This is a genomic window from Streptomyces sp. NPDC043680 (assembly GCF_056436685.1).
In genome coordinates, this window is sequence record NZ_JBWKCE010000002.1 from 32785 (window position 1) to 51317 (window position 18533).

Below are 18533 nucleotides of genomic sequence, written 5' to 3' on the forward strand. Positions count from 1 at the left end.
GGTGTGGCATTCGGGTCACGGAGTGTCAACAGGGCCGGGCCGGAGCCCCGGGGGCACGCCACTGTCCTCGGCGGTGGGGGAGGTGGAGCGGCGGGTAGGGGGCCGCCCGGGCCGGACCGGCCCCGCTTGCGGGAGCAGGCTGGTCGGTGGTGGGACCTGCGGGAAGAGGGGGCACCCGAGGGGGGCGTTGACAGCCAGGGGCCATCCACGGTCCCGCACCTGCGCACGGGCCCCCTCTCCTCGCGGGTCCCTGCCCCCGGCCGACCCCGCCCCCGCTATCGGGGCCGGTCCGGGCGGCCGGATGGTGCCCTGTCTGCTCGCCTCCCCGCCCCCGCTTTCCGGGCCGGTCCGGGCAGGCGGTCGGTGCCCTCGACCGTGGCGGTCACTTGGTGGCGGTCACTTGACGGCTCCCGCCATCACCCCCGAGACGAACTGCCGCTGGAAGGCGAAGAACACCACGAGCGGCACCACCATCGACAGGAACGCGCCGGGCGCCAGCACGTCGATGTTGTTGCCGAACTGCCGTACCTGCTGCTGGAGGGCGACCGTGACCGGTGGGTGCGTCGAGTCCGCGAAGACCAGGGCGACCAGCATGTCGTTCCACACCCACAGGAACTGGAAGATGCCGAGGGAGGCGATCGCCGGACCGCCCAGCGGCAGCACCACCCGTGTGAACAGCCGCAGTTCACCCGCCCCGTCGAGGCGCGCCGCCTCCAGCAGCTCCCGCGGGATCTCCGCGAAGAAGTTGCGCAGCAGGAACACGGCGAACGGCAGACCGAACGCGGTGTGGAAGAGGACCACCCCGGCCGTCGTCTCGAACAGGCCGATGGAGCCGAAGAGTTCGGACACCGGGATCAGGGCCACCTGCACCGGCACCACCAGCAGCCCGACCACCACCAGGAACAGCCAGTCCCGGCCCGGGAAATCCAGCCAGGCGAAGGCGTATCCGGCGAACGCGCCCAGGACGAGGACGAGCGCGGTGGCCGGGACGGTGATCAACACCGTGCTCAGCAGCGACCTGGTGATCGTGTCGTTGGCGAGGAGGGCCGAGTAGTTCTCGGTGGTGAGCCGGGAGGGGGCGGTCAGCACCTGCCACCAGCCGCCCGCGTTCAGGTCCTTGGACGACACCAGGGACGACAGCAGCAGCCCGAGCGTCGGCACCAGCCAGAAGAGCGCGGCCAGGACCAGGAACACACGCACGGCCCCGGCCGTCGCGGCGGCCGCGAGGCGGCCGGCTCGGGCAGCCGGACGGGCCTGGGCAGAGGAGCTCATCGGGCTCCCTCCTTACGCAGCCTGCGTATGTTGTAGAGCATCACCGGGACCACCAGCACCAGCAGCAGCACCGCGATGGCGCTGCCCAGCCCCGGATCGGCGTCCGTGCCGAAGGACGTGCGGTAGAGCTGGAGCGCGAGCACGTTCGCGTCGTCCTGGACCGAGCCCGGCGCGATCACGAAGACCAGGTCGAAGATCTTCATCACGTTGATGACGAGGGTGACGAGCACCACCGCCAGCACGGGCGCCAGCAGCGGGACGGTGACCCGGCGGAACACCTGCCACTCGTTCGCCCCGTCCACCCGCGCCGCCTCCAGCAGCTCCCGGGGTACGGCCGCCAGCCCGGCCCCGATCAGCACCATCGCGAAGCCGGCCCACATCCACACGTACGCCCCGATGACCGCCGGGGTGACCAGCGTCGGGCCGAGCCACTCCACCCCCGCGTACGCCTCCTTGAAGTTCGACGCGGGCAGCCGCAGCAGCGCCCCGTCGGCCTTCTCGGACAGGGAGAAGGTGCCGTCGGCGCGGGTCGTCGCCGTGTCCACGACCCGGCCGTCCTTGACCGCCTCGATCCGCATCCCGGAGAAGCCGGACTCTGCGGGGTCGACCGCGTTGGCCCGGCCGCCGCCGCCCCGGGTGAAGTCCTGCCAGGCCGTCCCGGTGACCTTGCCGGGCTCGGCCCCGGCGGCAGCGGCCGTACGGGTCCCCTCGGGCAGCGCCTCGGGCGCGACCCCGACGAGCGGCAGCAGCACCGGCACCCCGGCCCGTACCGGATCCCGGGTCACGAAGCCACCCGCGGCGGCGCCCTGGGCCGGGACCAGGGGGGAGTCCCGGCCGGGGCGGGCCTTGGGGAAGGCCGAGGACGGGGCGAACGTGTCGTGCACCCCGACCCACACCGCGTTGGCCACCCCACGATCGGGGTCCTGGTCGTAGACGAGCCGGAAGATGATGCCCGCCGCCAGCATCGAGATCGCCATCGGCATGAAGACGAGCAGCTTGAACGCCGTGCCCCAGCGCACCCGTTCGGTGAGCACCGCGAAGATCAGGCCGAGGGCGGTGGCCGTGGTCGGCGCCAGCACCACCCACACCGCCGTGTTCTTCAGGGCGGTGCGGATCGTGTCGTCGTGCAGGATCTCCAGGTAGTTGTCCCCGCCGACGAAGCCGTCGCCGGAGCGGTCGAAGAAGCTGCGGTAGACCGAGTAGCCGATGGGGTGCACGACGAGCGCGCCGAGCAGTACCAGGGCCGGCAGGAGGAACGCCGCCGCGATCAGGCGGCGGCGCCTGGCCTCCGCGGACCGGCCCGATCCGGGAGCGGTCCCGGCCGGCGGGGCGGCCGGGACCGTGGGGATGGCCGTCACCGGGTCAGTTCCCGAACGCCTTGGCCGCGTCCGCCTCCAGTATGGCCTGCGTGCCCGCCACGTCCGACGGGTTCGCCAGGAAGTCCTGGAGCGCCTTCCACTCGCCCGCGCCCGGGGTCCCGCCGAAGGCCGCCGGGGCCTGGTCCGACATGTCGAAGCGGAAGTCGTCGCCCGCCGCGATCAGCGCCTTGGCGATGTTGCGCTGGATGTCGTTCGGATAGGCCTTCGGGTCGACCGCCTTGTTCGGGGAGATGAAACCGCCCTCGCGGGCCTGGATCTCCGCCGCGTCCGCCGACGCCAGGAAGGTCAGCAGCGCCTGCGCGCCCTTCGACGCCTTGAGGGCGACGGCCACGTCCCCGCCCGAGACCACCGGCGCCTTGTCGCCGACCGCCGGGAACGGGAAGACGAGGGCGTCCTTGCCCACCTTCGCCTCCGTCTGCGCGATGTTCACCGCCACGAAGTCGCCCTCGAAGACCATCGCCGCCGCCGGCCGGTCACCGCCGGTGAACGTCTGGGTCACCGACTTCGGGAACTCGGTGGCCAGCGCCCCGCTGGGACCGCCCGCCAGGAAGTCCTTGCGGCCGAACAGCTCACCGAGGGTCGTCAGCGCCTGCTTGACGCTGTCGTCCGTCCACTTGATCTGGTGCTTGGAGAGCTGGTCGTACTTCTGCGGGCCCGCCTGGGAGAGGTAGACGTTCTCGAACCAGTCGGTCAGCGTCCAGCCGTCCGCACCCGCCACCGACACCGCCGGGGTGCCCGACGCGGAGAGGGTGTCGGCGGCCGTCAGCAGGTCCTTCCACGTCTTCGGGGGCTGCACGCCCGCCGCCTCGAAGGCCTTGGCGTTGTACCAGATCAGCGACTTGTTGGCGGCCTTGTAGTACACGCCGTACTGGGTGCCGCCGACCGCACCCAGCGTCTTCCAGCCGCCCGAGTAGTTCTGGTCGAGCTGGGCCTGGGCCTCCGGGCCGACCGGCTGCACCCACTTGTTCTGCACCGCTGAGACCAGCGCGCCGACCTGCGGGAGGAGCGCCACGTCCGGCGGCTGCCCGCCCGCGATCTTCGTACCGAGGAAGGTGACGATGGGGTCCTGGGCCGGGACGAAGGTGACCGTGGCGCCCGTCCGCTTCTCGAACTCCTTGAGGACCTTGGTGAAGTTGGCCTGCTCCGGTCCCGTCCAGACGGCCGCGACCTCCAGCTTCTCGCCGTTCAGCTGCGGTAACTGCACCCGCTGCCCCGTCGGTGCGGCCTCGCCGCCGGGGGACGTGGCCTCCTTCTTGCCGTCGCCGTCCCCGCAGGCGCTCAGCGTGAGCGCGCCCGCGGCGGCGAGGGCCGCCAGGATGTACGCCCGGCGGCTGCTCCTCCGGTTCTTCGTACGGCTCGTTCCGTGCCTGCGCATGGTTCTGCCCCCGATGCCCGTGGTGTGACTGGTGCCACAGGTCTACGCTGATCCGCGCGCCCCACGCAATACCGCCTCGGGCATATACGGGCTGTACGGGTGATGCCCGAGCCGGAATCGAGTCGGGCGCCCCTACGGGGTGGCGCTCGGTGCGGGCGGGAACAGGACCGGTATCGCCGAGACCAGGTGCGAGGCCCGGTCCAGGGCGCTGGCCAGCAGGGCCAGGTCGGTCGGGCCGTTGCCCAGCTCGCGCACCGGGCGCCGGGCCGGCGGATCACCCATCCGCTCCCACTCCACCGGCACCACGGTCGGACGCAGCGTCGCAGTCCGCGGGATCCGGCCGGTCACCCGCCCGCCCTGGAAGGGGACCGTCCGCCCGTCGGCGTAGCGGAGCAGGCCGCGGCCCGGGCCCGGCTGGTCGGGGGCGTCCAGGCCGACCCGCAGCGGGGTCAGCCGGGCCAGCTCCGTGTCGGCCGTGCGGTCGGGACGGGCGCTGGTGGCCACCAGGTGCACGCCGAGCCGGGCCCCGTCGCGGGCCACCGCCTCCAGCGCGCGCACCACCGAGCCGGCGGCGGGCCGGCCCGTACTGCCGAGCCCGGGCGCCACCAGCGCGTCGAAGTCGTCCACCAGCACCACCAGGCGGGGCAGTGGGCTCGGACCGGCCGCCTCGCTGCGGACCGCGGAGGCGCGCAGCCGGAGCGTGCCCGAGCGGGCGGAGTCGAGGTCGCCGAGCAGCTCCCCGGGGGAGGGCCGGCGGGGCGAGACCATCCGCTCGGAGACCTCACGCCGGGCGTGCCATTCGGCGAACGGGACGCCGTCCAGGAGCTCACTGCGCCGCTTGAGCTCGGTGCCGAGCGCCTGCGCGAACTCCCGCATCCGGACGGGGTCGGAGGCGACGAGGTGGGCGCAGACGTGCGGGAGCTCGGTGCAGGGCAGCAGCCCGTCGCCGCGCTCGCCCCCCGACCCGTCGAGCAGGACGAGCCCCAGCCGGTCGGGCCGGGCGGCCGCGGCCAGCGAGGCGGCGACCGAGCGCAGCAGCTCCGTACGGCCGCTGCCGGCGGGTCCCTCGATCAGCAGGTGCGGTCCGTCCTGGACCAGGTCGGCCCCGACCGGCCCGCCCCGGCCGCTGCCGAGCACGAGTTCGGCGTGGCCGCCGACGCCCTGCCCCTGCTCGGTGGCCGCGGCCCAACGGGCCATCAGGGAGGCGGGGGTGGCTCGCGCCAGGCCCAACTCGTCCAGCAGCCGGGCCGTTTGCGGCAGGGCTGCGGCCACCGCGCGGTGGGACCCGGTGGCGGCGGGCTCGGCGCGCAGCGGGGCCAGCGCCCGGGCGAACCGCTCGGCCCAGGCCGCGGACACGGCGTCGGCGGTGGCGGTGCGGCCGGGCGGTACCGGCCTGCCGCCGGTGACGGCGAAGGTCCGTACCGTCGTGGCCACATCACCGCTGAGCAGGGCGACGCTGCCGCAGTCCCGGAAGGCGGGGACGGCCGCGCAGGCGCTCTCGTACGTCTCGGTCAGCGGGGAGGCCGCGGTGGCGGCCGGGGTCTCCGCGAGGACGAGGACGTGGATCCCCGCTGCCGGCCCGTGCGAGGCGAGCCTGCCGGTGAGATCGCGCAGGGCCCCGGAGCCGGGATCCCCGTCGACGACGAGGAGGGTGTACGGGCCCTGGTGGGTGTCGGCGGCCTCGCGGACCTGGTGGCGGTCGGCCGCGGCCCAGTTGGCGCCGAGCGGGCCGTCGTCGAGCCGGCGGGTGAGCTCGGCCGTGCGGGCGGTGGCCTGGTCACGGTCGTACGCGAGGAGCAGGCGGCAGTTCTGGCCGTGCGCGGGCCGCACGTGCGGAAGCCAGCCGAGCCACCCCCAGTCCTGGACGCGCTCGGCGACGGGCCGGGCGCGGTCGGCGCTGAGCAGCACGATCTCCAGCTCGCCCGGTGCGAGCAGCGCGGCGAGCTGGGCGATGACGGAGCGGGCCACGCCGGTGAGCCGGCCGCGAGGCCCGGCGATGCCGAGCGCGCCGGCCTCGCGCAGCTGGACCCGGCTTCCGGCGCCGAGTCCGACGTCGAGCTGCCCGGGGGGACGGGACCACAGCCGCCGGGTCGGCCCGAGCGCGGCCAGCAGCAGCGCGGCGGGATCGTCGGGGTGGGGGGCTGCGGTGGCGGCCGCCCCGGCCACCGCCTGCACCTCCGGCTCCGCCTCGCCCCGCACCCATTTGCGGGCCCAGGCCCCGAGGCCGCGCCGCCGCCCGGGGGCGCCGGCCCCGCCGGTTTCGGCGGCCGCACCGGAGCCGTGCCCGGGGCCGACGGCCCCTTGGGCGCCTGCGCGGGGGCCGGCGGGGCGCACGTCCCCGTACGGCCCGGCGGGCGGTTCGCCGGGGACGCCGGGCCTCGCGGTACCGGGGGCTCCGGCGGCGGCCGGGCCCGGCCGGGCGCTGCCCGCGGCCCCGACCGGGCCGACCGGGCCGCTCCGCGGGGCGGATCCGGCGGGTGCGGTGCCGGGGCCGGTGTCGCCGGAGGGACCCTCGGCGGGGTCGGCGCCCCCTTCGGGGCGGCCGCCGGCGCCGGGGGCCGCCGGGTCGGGCACCGGCAGCGAGAGGTGGCCCTCCAGGTCCGGGATCAGCGGGAGCGGCTGCGCGGGCCCCTCGGCCAGCCGGAGCGTGGACTCCCCGACCCGCAGCAGCGAACCCGGCGCCAGGGGCACCGGCCGCGCCCCCACGGGCGTACCGTCCACCGTCGTGCCGTTCGTCGAGTCCAGGTCGGCCACCGCCACCCGCCCGTCCGCCGGCACCGTCACCGCGCAGTGCAGCCGCGACACGTCCGGATCGTCCAGCGGCACGTCGGCGTCGGCCGAGCGCCCGATGCGGATCGACCCGGGGTGCAGCAGGTGCACCCCGCCAGCGTCCGGGCCGGCCACCACGTGCAGCTGGACGCCGTCGGCGCCGATCGCCCCGCGCGTCCCGTCCGGTACGACGTCGGGAACGGGCGCGTGCAGCCCCAGCACCGCCCCGTCCACGAGCGGCGGCTCGCCCAGGATCCGCCGCTGGAGGTCGAGGCGCTCGGCGCCGGCGTACAGGATGACGGTGCCGCCGGTGTCGGGGCCGCCGACGGTCGCGGCCAGGCCCGAGGCCACCGCGGCCAGGGGGGTGCCCGCGGGCGCGGTGACGAGCACGTCACAGCCGGCGGGCGCGGTCTGGTGGCCGCTGCGCGACCCAAGCCCAAGGACGGTCAGCCGGATCTGCATCGCCGTCGGCGGTCCCTTCTGCGCGGTGCGCGGTGCGTGCGCCCGGCGGGGTACGGCAGGGCGCGACGGCCCGACAACCCCCCACCCGGCACGGCGCGTCGTCCGGTCAGGTCTACGCGGAAGGCGGGCTCCCGGCCCGGCCGTTCCGTACGGGTGCATCCTCGCACCTGTCACGGACAACACGCCCGGCACCCGCCAATAAATGATCTTGAATGATCGCCGGGCCGGACGTAAAGAGGGGGAAGGGCCGGGGAAAGTCGAGGAAAGCCGAGGAAAGCCGGGGAAACAGCCCCCGGCATACCCCACGAACGTCACACTTCGCACATATGTGCGGCAACCAACCTCCGATGCCCCGCGTCTTCCCCGGGGCCACCCCCTAGAGTGGGGCCCACCAGAACGACAGCAGGGAGCGCGAGACGTGCGGCCAGTCGGCAGCAAGTACCTGCTCGAGGAGCCGCTCGGGCGCGGCGCCACGGGCACTGTCTGGCGTGCGCGCCAGAGGGAGACCGCCGGCGCGGAGGCGGCCGTCGCCGGGCAGCCCGGCGAAACCGTGGCCATCAAGGTCCTCAAGGAGGAGCTGGCCCAGGACGCGGACATCGTCATGCGCTTCTTGCGCGAGCGCTCGGTCCTGCTGCGCCTGACCCACCCCAACATCGTGCGCACCCGGGACCTCGTCGTCGAGGGCGATCTCCTCGCCCTCGTCATGGACCTGATCGACGGCCCGGACCTGCACAAGTACATCCGGCAGAACGGCCCCTTCACCCCGGTCGCCGCGAGCCTGCTGACCGCCCAGATCGCGGACGCGCTCGCCGCCAGCCACGCGGACGGGGTCGTCCACCGCGACCTGAAGCCGGCCAACGTGCTGCTCGACGAGCGCGGCGGCCAGATGAAGCCGATGCTCACCGACTTCGGCATCGCGCGCCTCGCCGACTCCCCGGGGCTGACCCGCACCCACGAGTTCGTCGGCACCCCCGCCTACGTCGCCCCCGAGTCCGCCGAGGGCCGCCCGCAGACCTCCGCCGTCGACGTCTACGGCGCCGGCATCCTGCTGTACGAGCTGGTCACCGGCCGCCCGCCGTTCGCCGGCGGCACCGCGCTCGAAGTGCTCCACCGCCACCTCAGCGAGGAGCCGCAGCGCCCCGCGCACGTGCCGGAGCCGCTCTGGATCGTCATCGAGCGCTGCCTGCGCAAGGAGCCGAACGAGCGCCCCAGCGCCGAGAACCTGGCCCGCGGCCTGCGCGTGGTCGCCTCCGGCATCGGAGTGCACAGCGCCCCCTCCGAGGTGGAGGCCGCGCTCGGCGTCGGTGCTCTGCTCGCGCCCGACCCCTCGCCCGCGCCGGTCCCCGAGACCCCGGGTGCCGCGGACGCCACGCAGGTGCTGCCCGGCCGGGCCGGCGCGCCCGGCGCGTACGACCCGAATGCCATGACCAGCGTCCTGCCGCCGGTCGGCGCCGCCGACGCCACGTCGGTGCTGCCGAGCACGGGCGGCCCGGGGGCCGACCCGACGTCCGTCATGCCGCCCGTGCAGCAGCCGGACCAGCCGCACCCCTGGCAGTCGCAGATGCGGGCCGCGCGCGACCGCAACGAGCAGACGCAGATGCACTACCTCGACCCGAGCGAGGACCCTCTGCGCCGCCGTCCGCAGCGCCAGGCCCCGCCGCCCCCGCCGCCGCAGCGGCCGCAGCAGCGCCCGTACCAGCAGCAGCCGCAGCAACCCCCATACCAGCAGCGGCCCCAGCAGCCACAGCCGTACTACCCGCCGCAGCAGCCGCCGCAGTACCAGCAGCCCCAGCAGCCCACCCCGTACCAGCAGCCGCAGCAGCAGCCCCAGCGGCCGCATCCGCCGCAGCAGCAGCCCCCGCAGGGCCCGCCGCCGCAGCAGCGCGCCCCCCGGGAGCCGCGCCGCCGCAGCGCGAACCCCGTGCGGATTCCGGGCCTCGGCTGCCTCAAGGGCTGCCTGGTGCTGATCGTGCTGTTCTTCGTGGCGGGCTGGCTGGTCTGGGAACTCACCCCGCTCCAGGAGTGGGTCGGCACCGGCCGGGGCTGGTGGAACCAACTGTGGACGTGGGGCTCCGACCTCGTCGACTGGGTCACCGAGCTGGGCGACTCCACGAGTGGCACGCAGTCCTGAATCACCCGGTCCTGAATCACCCGGTCCTGGATCCCGCCGCCCTGAATCGGACCTCCCGAGTGCCGACTTCGTGGATTTGTCGACATCCAGGGCGTGATTTCGCGCGCAGAAGTGAAGGTCGCCGCGATCCGCGGCGACCAAGCCCCCTCCGGCCGCGTAGCTTTGGTGCGTACGCCAGCCGCTGAGGGAGCAGTCGTGGCACGGAAAATCGGCAGCCGGTACACCGCGCACCAGATCCTGGGGCGCGGCAGCGCGGGCACGGTGTGGCTGGGCGAGGGGCCGGACGGGCCCGTCGCCGTCAAACTGCTGCGCGAGGACCTCGCGTCCGACCAGGAGCTGGTCGGACGCTTCGTCCAGGAGCGCAGCGCGCTGCTCGGCCTGGACCACCCCCACGTCGTCTCCGTCCGCGACCTCGTCGTCGACGGCAACGACCTGGCGCTGGTCATGGACCTCGTACGCGGCACGGACCTGCGCACCCGCCTCGACCGGGAGCGCAGGCTCGCCCCCGAGGCGGCCGTGGCGATCGTCGCGGACGTCGCGGACGCGCTGGCGGCGGCGCATGCGGCGGGGGTGGTGCACCGGGACGTCAAGCCCGAGAACGTCCTGCTGGACATGCAGGGGCCGCTGGGGCCGGGTGGGGCGCATCCCGCGCTGCTGACCGACTTCGGCGTGGCCAAGCTGATCGACTCCCCGCGGCGGGCGGCGGCGGGCCGTACGACCGCGCCCGCCACGCGGATCATCGGCACCCCGGACTACCTCGCCCCGGAGATCGTCGAGGGCCTCCCGCCGCGGGCCGCCGTGGACATATACGCCCTGGCCACGGTGCTCTACGAGCTGCTGGCCGGTTTCACTCCCTTCGGCGGGGGCCACCCGGGAGCAGTGCTGCGGCGGCACGTGACGGAGACGGTGGTCCCGCTGCCCGGGATCCCCGACGAGCTGTGGCAGCTGATCGTGCAGTGCCTGGCGAAGGCCCCGGCGTCGCGGCTGCGGGCCTCCGAGCTCGCGGCCAGGCTGCGGGACCTGCTGCCGATGCTGGCCGGGATGCCGCCGCTGGACGTGGACGAGCCCGACGACACGGAGCCGGAGCCCGCGCAGGCGCCGGAGGCCCCTGCCGACCCCGTCCGGCGGCGGGGCGTGGTCCCGCTGGTGCCCGGCTCGTCGACCGACTCGAACCGGGACACCCACACGTCGATGCGGGTGCCCGGGCCCGAGGAGCTGGCGGGCGGCGCGCTGGGCACCGCCCGGGTCCCGCGGCCGGCCGGCGGCCACCGCCCCGGCTCGGCCCGGCACCGCGCCGAAACCGCCCGCAAGCGCCGTCTGGCCCTGACCGCCGGCGCCGTCGCGCTGGCCGCCGCGGTCGGCGTCGGCAGCTGGCTCGCCGCCTCCGGGGACGACTCCCCGCCGCCGGCCAAGGACACCAGGCACTCCGCCCCGGCGAAGCCGTAGCCCGGATCCGCCCCCGGCGGGGACGTCCCCGCCGGGGGCGGATCCGCAGGCCCGTAGCGCCCCGCGGGGTCAGGCCGCGACCAGCTCCGGGTGCCAGCGGCGGGCCACGGCCGGGTGGGCGCGCACCCAGCCCTTGAGCTCGTTGCGGCCGTACTCGGCGTGCAGCGGGTTCGAGGCGTCGTGCAGCACCCCGGGCGCCGCCTTCAGGTACGCGCCGGGCACCGTGTCGATCACCGCGTCCAGCCGCGGGTTGTAGAAGAACGGCACCGAGAACCGCTCCACCGCTCCCGGCGGGCTCACCACCCGGTGGTCGGTGGCCCGCAGGTACCCGTCCGTCGCGATCTCCAGCAGCTCGCCCAGGTTCACCACGAACGCCCCCGGCATCGGCGGTATGTCCAGGAAGCCGTCCCCCTGGCGGACCTGGAGCCCGCCCACGGAGTCCTGGAGCAGCAGCGTCAGGAAGCCGTAGTCCTTGTGGGCGCCGACCCCCTGGTCGGCGCCCGACGGCGCCGATCCCGGATAGCGGATCAGCTTCGTGTGCAGGTGGGGCCGGTCCGCGAAGGCCGCGTCGAAGAAGTGCGGCGGCGCGCCGATCGAGGTCAGCAGCTCCTGCAGCAGGCGGTGGGCCACCGCGGCCAGCCGGGACTGCCACTCCAGGACGGCCGGCCGCAGCTCGGGCAGGGCCGCCGGCCACTGGTTCGGGCCCTCCAGCCACAGGTACGCCGGATCACCCGGCCCCAGCTGCGGCGCCGGCCGCTCCGCGCCGACGTCGAGCTGGTCGCGCCAGTCCGAGGCCCCGCCGGTCAGCTCGTGCCCGATCCGGGTGTAGCCCCGGAAGTGCGGCGAGTTCAGATTGCTCACGGCCAGCCGGTCGGCCTCCGGGAGGGTGAAGAAAGCCCTGGTCAGCTCCAGGATGCGGGCCGTCTCGGCCTCGGTGATGCCATGCCCGGTCAGGTGCAGGAAACCGGTGTCCCGGGCTGCCGCGTGCAGCGTCTTCAGGAAATCCGGGCGCAAGGCGGGGTCATCGGCCTGGGACAGGTCGATGACCGGCAGGCTCCGGATGTGTGCGGGGACGTCGGAGTGGGTGTGGGTGTGGGTGTGCGCGGACGGCATGACGGCTCCGTTTCGGATGTCACGGGGTCCTGTTCCCCAGAGGTGGCGGGGCAGCGGGTGGGGGTGGGCCTGCCGGCAGGGATGGCGCCGGGGCCGCGTGGGCCGCGTACAGGACCAAGTCGGATCGGTTGGATCAGGCTTGGGAACGGTCCGGCGGCAGACAGCTCGTCGTCGTGACACGCATGTGATCCACATGGCGGCGCTTGACGAGGAGAAGAGTCATACCGTGAGCGTACGCCCGTCCCGGCCTTCACCAGAACGGGTGATCCGGCCTGCCCGGACGGCGCCGCCCGCGGACCGGCTACGCTGGACCCGTGGCAGTCGTCGATGTTTCCGAAGAGCTGAAGTCCCTCTCCTCGACCATGGGGTCGATCGAGGCCGTCCTGGACCTCGACAAGCTGAGGGCAGAAATCGCCGTGCTTGAGGAGCAGGCCGCCGCGCCGTCCCTGTGGGACGACCCGGAGGCCGCCCAGAAGATCACGAGCAAGCTTTCGCACCTCCAGGCCGAGGTCCGCAAGACCGAGACCCTGCGCGGCCGTATCGACGACCTCGCCGTGCTCTTCGAGCTCGCCCAGGAGATGGACGATGCGGACACCCTCGCGGAGGCGGAGGCCGAGCTGGTATCCGTACGCAAGGCGCTGGACGAGATGGAGGTCCGCACCCTGCTCTCCGGCGAGTACGCCGAGCGCGAGGCGCTGGTCAACATCCGTGCCGAGGCCGGAGGCGTCGACGCCTCCGACTTCGCCGAGCGCCTCCAGCGCATGTACCTGCGCTGGGCCGAGCGCCACGGCTACCCCACCGAGATCTACGAGACCTCGTACGCGGAAGAGGCCGGCATCAAGTCGACCACCTTCGTCGTCAAGGCCCCGTACGCCTACGGCACCCTCTCCGTCGAGCAGGGCACGCACCGCCTCGTGCGCATCTCGCCCTTCGACAACCAGGGCCGGCGCCAGACCTCCTTCGCGGGCGTCGAGGTGCTGCCGGTCGTCGAGACCAGCGACCACGTCGAGATCGACGAGTCCGAGCTGCGCGTGGACGTCTACCGCGCCTCCGGCCCCGGCGGCCAGGGCGTCAACACCACCGACTCGGCGGTGCGCATCACGCACATCCCGACCGGCATCGTCGTCTCCTGCCAGAACGAGCGCTCGCAGATCCAGAACAAGGCCAGCGCCATGAACGTCCTCCAGGCCAAGCTGCTGGAGCGGCGCCGCCAGGAGGAGCAGGCCAAGATGGACGCCCTCAAGGACGGCGGCAGCTCCTGGGGCAACCAGATGCGCTCCTACGTCCTGCACCCGTACCAGATGGTCAAGGACCTGCGGACCGAGTTCGAGGTCGGCAACCCGACGGCCGTGCTCGACGGCGACATCGACGGCTTCCTGGAGGCGGGCATCCGCTGGCGCAAGCAGCAGGAGCAGACCGCTTAAACCGCTTGAGCAGAGTCGGCGAAGGGCCCGGACACCTCAGGTGTCCGGGCCCTTCGCTGCGTCATGAACGAGACATGATCGGGACGTGGCGGCGAGCGCTACGCCGTGTGCTGTGCCACCAGGGCCAGAGCCGCCACCAGGACCACCAGGAGCGCGATGAGCGCCATGGGGTTCAGGCCGGCGAAGGGGCCTTCCTGCTGGAGGCGCTCCCGGTTTGCCCGGCACACCGGGCAGCGGCCCTGACTGACGGGCGCCGCGCAGTTCGCGCACACGAGCCGGTCATATGTCATGCGCTCTCCTCCTCTCGTCCCCTTGAACAACGCGTGGGGGAACCAGACCGTTCCCCCTACCACTGTGCCAGCTTCGGCGACATTCGGCGCGGCCCGTCCGGGCAATCACCCGCCGTCCCACCCCGGACCAGGGGATATATCGGGCAACTCAGGGCGCCGGGTCCCGGCCTCGCGCCCGTTCGCGTATGGTCACGCACACCTACTCCCGGCGACCGTGGTGCACCCGTGATCCGATTCGACAACGTCTCCAAGTCCTACCCGAAGCAGAACCGTCCTGCACTCAGAGACGTCTCCCTGGAGATCTCCAAGGGCGAGTTCGTCTTCCTGGTCGGCTCCTCCGGCTCCGGCAAGTCCACCTTCCTGCGGCTGGTCCTGCGCGAGGAGCGGGCCAGCCACGGCCAGGTCCACGTCCTGGGCAAGGACCTCGCCAAGCTCTCCAACTGGAAGGTCCCGCAGATGCGGCGCCAGCTGGGGACCGTGTTCCAGGACTTCCGCCTCCTGCCGAACAAGACGGTGGCCGAGAACGTGGCCTTCGCCCAGGAGGTCATCGGCAAGCCGCGCGGCGAGATCCGCAAGGCCGTCCCGCAGGTCCTCGAACTGGTCGGCCTCGGCGGCAAGGAGGACCGGATGCCCGGCGAGCTCTCCGGCGGTGAGCAGCAGCGCGTGGCCATCGCCCGCGCCTTCGTCAACCGCCCCGCGCTGCTGATCGCGGACGAGCCCACCGGCAACCTGGACCCCCAGACCTCCGTCGGCATCATGAAGCTGCTGGACCGGATCAACCGGACCGGCACCACCGTGATCATGGCCACGCACGACCAGCAGATCGTGGACCAGATGCGCAAGCGCGTCATCGAACTCGAACAGGGCCGTCTCGTACGCGACCAGTCGCGCGGCGTCTACGGCTACCAGCACTGAAAGGCCCTTGAGACGCAATGCGCGCCCAGTTCGTCATGTCGGAGATCGGCGTCGGCCTCCGCCGCAATCTCACCATGACCTTCGCGGTCATCATCTCCGTGGCCCTGTCGCTGGCCCTGTTCGGCGGCTCCCTGCTCATGCGCGACCAGGTGAGCAAGATGAAGGGCTACTGGTACGACAAGGTCAACGTCTCGATCTACCTCTGCAACAAGAGCGACGCCGAGGACAAGAGCGAGAGCGGCAGCAAGTCCTGCGAGAAGGGGGCCGTCACCCCCGAGCAGAAGCAGCAGATCGAGACCGACCTCAAGAAGATGGACCTCGTCGAGACGGTCCACTACGAGTCCTCGGACGAGGCGTACAAGCACTACAAGGAGCGCTTCGGCCACACCGCGCTCGCCTCGGTGATCACCCCGGACCAGATGCCCGACTCCTTCCGGGTGAAGCTCAAGCAGCCCGAGAAGTACAAGGTCATCACCACGGCCTTCGCCGGCCGCGACGGCGTCCAGTCCGTCGCCGACCAGCACACCGAGCTCGACAACCTCTTCCAGATGCTCGGCTACCTCAACTGGGCCGCCCTCGGCATCATGCTGATCATGCTGATCGTCGCGCTGCTGCTGATCGTCAACACCGTGCGCGTTTCCGCCTTCAGCCGTCGGCGTGAGACCGGGATCATGCGGCTGGTGGGCGCCTCCAGCTTCTACATCCAGGTTCCGTTCATCATGGAGGCCGCCTTCGCGGGCCTCATCGGCGCCGTGTTCGCCTGCGCCATGCTCGGCGCCGGCCAGTACTTCGTCATCGACCACGGCGCCTCGCTGCGCACCAAGATGGAGCTGATCAACTTCATCGGCTGGGACTCCGTGCTGACGAAGCTGCCGCTGGTGCTGGTCATCGGGGTGCTGATGCCCTCGCTGGCCGCCTTCATCGCCCTGCGCAAGTACCTGAAGGTGTGACGAGCGCCCCGTGTGAGGTCGGCTCAACCTTCCCTGTGGGCACCGGGCTTGTCCTAGACTCGGCGCCATGCCGGGTCTGCCCGCCTTCTGTCTCCGGCCCCGCGACCTGCGTCGCGGGGCCGTTTTGACGTTGGTCTTCCTCGTGACCGTCGGGACCGCGGCGAGTACCGGCTGCTGGGACCGCGCGGACGCCCTGACCGCCCCCGGCTTAACGGCCGCGGGTGCGCATCCCCCCGCAACCGGCCCGTCGGGGGCGCCGCCCCGGACGTCCGGTACCGCCGACCGGGAGGCCGTCGCCCGCGCCGCCGCCGACGCGGCCGCGGAGGGCAAGTCCGGCAAGACGGCCGCCCAGGAGGTGGTCAGCCGCAGCGGCGACCGCTGGGCCGTGGTCTACGACCGGGGCGAGTACGCCGCTTTCGCCGACGAGCTGGACGGCCGCTGGACCGGCGTCGGCCTCTGGGTCGAGCGCCGCGGCGACGGCCGCATCGAGATCGCCCGGGTCCAGCCCGGGGGCCCCGCCGCCCGCGCCGGACTGCGCCCCGGGGACCGGCTGCTCGGCCTCGACGCCCGCACCGTCACCGGCCTGCCCGCCTCCGAGGTCGTGTCCCTGCTGCGCGGCGAGGCCGGCACCCCCGTCGTCCTGCGCCTATGCCGCGACGGCTCCGAGCGCACCGAAACCCTGGTCCGCGAGCAGCTGCACATCGAGCCGGTGACCGTGCAGCAGCTGCCCGACGGGGTCACCGTGATCAAGGTGGTCTCCTTCACCCGGGGCTCGGGCGAGCGGGTCCGGGCCGCCGTCCGCGCCGCCCCGCCCGGCGCCGGCGTCATGCTCGACCTGCGCGGCAATCCGGGCGGGCTGGTCACCGAGGCCGTGACGGCCGCCTCCGCCTTCCTGGACGGCGGGCTCGTGGCGACGTACGACGTACGGGGCAGTGAGCGCGCCCTCTACGCGAGCCCCGGCGGGGACACCGCCAGGCCCCTGGTGGCGCTGGTCGACGGGGGCACGATGAGCGCGGCGGAGCTGGTCACGGGCGCCCTCCAGGACCGCGGCCGCGCCGTCGCGGTGGGCACGCGCACCTTCGGGAAGGGCTCGGTGCAGATGCCCACGCCGCTCCCGGACGGCTCGGTGGCGGAGCTGACGGTGGGCACCTACCGCACGCCCGCCGGGCGCAGCCTGGACGGCAGCGGCATCACACCGGACCTGGCGGCCGGGGAAGGCGTCGAGGAACGGGCGCACACGGTATTGGGTGGCCTCGGGGTGGGTCCGTAGTGCGAAAATGACCGCACTATGGCTAAGGAAAAAGGGCGCAAGCTGATCGCCCAGAACAAGAAGGCGCGGCACGACTACACGATCCTCGACACCTACGAGTGCGGTCTCGTGCTCACCGGCACCGAGGTCAAGTCCCTGCGTCAGGGCAGGGCCTCGCTGGTGGACGGCTTCGTGTCGGTCGAGGGCGGCGAGGCGTGGCTCTACAACGTGCACGTGCCGGAGTACAGCCAGGGCACCTGGACCAACCACAGCGCCCGGCGCAAGCGGAAGCTCCTCATGCACCGGGAGGAGATCGACAAGCTGGAGCGCAAGGCCGACGAGTCGGGCCACACCGTCGTCCCCCTGTCCCTGTACTTCAAGGACGGCCGGGCGAAGGTCGAGATCGCGCTGGCGAAGGGCAAGAAGGAGTACGACAAGCGGCAGACGCTGCGCGAGAAGCAGGACACCCGCGAGACGAACCGGGCGATCTCGGCGATCCGCCGCAAGCAGCGGGGCACGCTGTAATCACCTGGCACGCGGTGGTCCACTTCGCGTACCATGGCGTCAGCACCGCCCCCCGGGGCGGAGCAGCTTGTTAACAAAACATGGGGATGATCGGTTTCGACAGCGGATGTCGATGCAGGGGAAGCGAGCCGAGGAAGCGGCAATGATCTCGTAAACCACATGTCGCAAAAAATAATCGCCAACTCCAAGAGCGATAACTCCCGCTTCACCCTCGCTGCCTAATAACAGTGAGCTGAAGCCTCTGTGAGGAGCGTCAGCCCGGAAGTGGTCCCGGTCCGGATCCTGGCGTCAACTAGGGATCTAAACCTCTAGCCCCGGTCACGGGGGTTGGAGGGAAACCAAACAGTGACTGAGCCCGTCGGAGACTTGTCCGTGTGATCTCCGGGGCCGAGAAAAGCGCAGCGGACTGCGCTCGGAGAAGCCCTGCTTCTGCACCGTTGGACGCGGGTTCGATTCCCGCCATCTCCACTCATCCCATGTGGGCACAGGCCCCGCGGCCTCAAGGCTGCGGGGCCTGTGTCATGAGCCGGACCTCACGGGTCAGACCTTGACGACCCGGATGCGAGGGCCGCAGAGCGGTTCGAGGTCTCCGGGGTCGGAGGTCAGGACCGTGACGGGGCCGGCGGCCGCGTGTGCCGTCGCGGCCACCACAGCGTCGAGCGCGTACTTGTGACCACCTGTGAGACCTGAGTCTTGCATGAGCCGCACGGCGTGGCGGGCGATCTCCCGTGTCACCGGCTCGACGGCGAGCTGTGACACGACCCAGTCCACGCGTGCTCGGTGCGCACCCTCGGGGTCTGCTTCCACGATCGTCACGGCGCTGGTGACGACGCGTACGTCCCGCTTGTGGGCAGCGGCCAGCTTCGCCGTCATCGTCCGCTCGGCGCGGAGGTATTGCGAGAGGGCTTCACTGTCGAGGACCCACGTTCCGCTCACGCGGCGTCCTGAGAGGGCTGCTGCCCGGCGCCGAACATCTCCCTGTCGGCCGCCTCGACCTCTTCGGCCGTGAGCGCCCCGTGGATCTCCTCATTGGCCTTGACCAGCTCGGCGAGCTGGTCGCGCTCGATCTGCCGCTGGATCGCCGCCTCCACGTAGGGGGAGACACCGCGTTTCCCGACGCGGGCGCGGACGGCGGCGATGGTGCCCTCATGGACGGACACCGAGACGGAAGCCATGGGTCCGGTGCCCGGGGTGTAGGCGCTGGATTCACTCATACCGCAACTCTAGCAAAAG

Annotated in this window: 15 protein-coding genes and 1 other RNA gene; 8 read left to right on the forward strand and 8 right to left on the reverse strand. The window is 72.8% G+C overall.

Features of this window, described 5'->3' with window-relative positions; translation table 11 throughout:
* Positions 1 to 396: 396 nt before the first annotated feature.
* The 4 genes from AC0666_RS03535 to AC0666_RS03550 form a co-directional block, all read right to left on the reverse strand.
* Positions 397 to 1272 (reverse strand): carbohydrate ABC transporter permease, encoded by an 876-nt coding sequence (locus tag AC0666_RS03535; RefSeq protein WP_468968454.1) that lies wholly within the window; start codon positions 1270 to 1272, stop codon positions 397 to 399.
* Positions 1269 to 2630 (reverse strand): carbohydrate ABC transporter permease, encoded by a 1362-nt coding sequence (locus tag AC0666_RS03540; RefSeq protein WP_468968451.1) that lies wholly within the window; start codon positions 2628 to 2630, stop codon positions 1269 to 1271. Before AC0666_RS03540 ends, AC0666_RS03535 begins: the two co-directional genes overlap by 4 nt.
* A 4-nt stretch (positions 2631 to 2634) precedes the next feature.
* Positions 2635 to 4026 (reverse strand): ABC transporter substrate-binding protein, encoded by a 1392-nt coding sequence (locus AC0666_RS03545; RefSeq protein WP_478707009.1) that lies wholly within the window; start codon positions 4024 to 4026, stop codon positions 2635 to 2637.
* A gap of 132 nt (positions 4027 to 4158) precedes the next feature.
* The gene (locus tag AC0666_RS03550; protein ID WP_478707010.1) at positions 4159 to 7257 is read right to left on the reverse strand and encodes an FHA domain-containing protein; all 3099 of its coding nucleotides are present in this window, start codon (positions 7255 to 7257) and stop codon (positions 4159 to 4161) included.
* A gap of 418 nt (positions 7258 to 7675) precedes the next feature.
* Here AC0666_RS03550 and AC0666_RS03555 point away from each other — a divergent pair, with 418 nt between their 5' ends.
* Both AC0666_RS03555 and AC0666_RS03560 read left to right on the forward strand, forming a co-directional pair.
* Positions 7676 to 9388: a serine/threonine-protein kinase gene (locus AC0666_RS03555; RefSeq protein WP_468968443.1), complete on the forward strand. Its 1713-nt coding sequence runs from the start codon at positions 7676 to 7678 to the stop codon at positions 9386 to 9388.
* 195 nt (positions 9389 to 9583) lie between these two features.
* Positions 9584 to 10834, forward strand: a complete 1251-nt coding sequence (locus AC0666_RS03560; RefSeq protein WP_468968440.1) for a serine/threonine-protein kinase — start codon at positions 9584 to 9586, stop codon at positions 10832 to 10834.
* 69 nt (positions 10835 to 10903) lie between these two features.
* Here AC0666_RS03560 and AC0666_RS03565 read toward each other — a convergent pair whose 3' ends face one another.
* A complete protein-coding gene (locus tag AC0666_RS03565) occupies positions 10904 to 11947 on the reverse strand; it encodes an isopenicillin N synthase family dioxygenase (protein ID WP_468968437.1) in 1044 nt (347 codons plus the stop codon).
* 314 nt (positions 11948 to 12261) lie between these two features.
* Here AC0666_RS03565 and prfB point away from each other — a divergent pair, with 314 nt between their 5' ends.
* Positions 12262 to 13371, forward strand: coding sequence for a peptide chain release factor 2 (gene prfB / locus AC0666_RS03570; RefSeq protein ID WP_468582714.1), 1110 nt, complete (start codon positions 12262 to 12264; stop codon positions 13369 to 13371).
* A 98-nt stretch (positions 13372 to 13469) separates the two neighbouring features.
* Here the strand turns inward: prfB and AC0666_RS03575 are convergent, their stop codons facing one another.
* Positions 13470 to 13661, reverse strand: coding sequence for a hypothetical protein (locus tag AC0666_RS03575; RefSeq protein ID WP_114057747.1), 192 nt, complete (start codon positions 13659 to 13661; stop codon positions 13470 to 13472).
* A gap of 225 nt (positions 13662 to 13886) precedes the next feature.
* On the opposite strand from AC0666_RS03575, the gene ftsE reads away from it, so the two are divergent.
* From ftsE to ssrA, 5 genes are all read left to right on the forward strand, one after another.
* Positions 13887 to 14576 (forward strand): cell division ATP-binding protein FtsE, encoded by a 690-nt coding sequence (gene ftsE / locus AC0666_RS03580; RefSeq protein ID WP_356846912.1) that lies wholly within the window; start codon positions 13887 to 13889, stop codon positions 14574 to 14576.
* 17 nt (positions 14577 to 14593) lie between these two features.
* Positions 14594 to 15526, forward strand: a complete 933-nt coding sequence (gene ftsX / locus AC0666_RS03585; RefSeq protein WP_361725676.1) for a permease-like cell division protein FtsX — start codon at positions 14594 to 14596, stop codon at positions 15524 to 15526.
* 67 nt (positions 15527 to 15593) lie between these two features.
* Entirely contained in the window at positions 15594 to 16796 is a 1203-nt protein-coding gene (locus AC0666_RS03590) for a S41 family peptidase (protein WP_478707011.1), read from the forward strand.
* Between the two features lie 18 nt (positions 16797 to 16814).
* The gene (gene smpB, locus AC0666_RS03595) at positions 16815 to 17300 is read left to right on the forward strand and encodes an SsrA-binding protein SmpB (RefSeq protein ID WP_468968429.1); all 486 of its coding nucleotides are present in this window, start codon (positions 16815 to 16817) and stop codon (positions 17298 to 17300) included.
* An 82-nt stretch (positions 17301 to 17382) separates the two neighbouring features.
* Positions 17383 to 17771, forward strand: a transfer-messenger RNA (tmRNA) gene (gene ssrA, locus AC0666_RS03600).
* Between the two features lie 69 nt (positions 17772 to 17840).
* Here the strand turns inward: ssrA and AC0666_RS03605 are convergent.
* Together AC0666_RS03605 and AC0666_RS03610 are read right to left on the reverse strand one after the other, a co-directional pair.
* Positions 17841 to 18236, reverse strand: coding sequence for a type II toxin-antitoxin system VapC family toxin (locus AC0666_RS03605; RefSeq protein ID WP_478707012.1), 396 nt, complete (start codon positions 18234 to 18236; stop codon positions 17841 to 17843).
* Positions 18233 to 18514, reverse strand: a complete 282-nt coding sequence (locus tag AC0666_RS03610; protein ID WP_468582722.1) for a hypothetical protein — start codon at positions 18512 to 18514, stop codon at positions 18233 to 18235. Before AC0666_RS03610 ends, AC0666_RS03605 begins: the two co-directional genes overlap by 4 nt.
* Between the last annotated feature and the right edge of the window lie 19 nt (positions 18515 to 18533).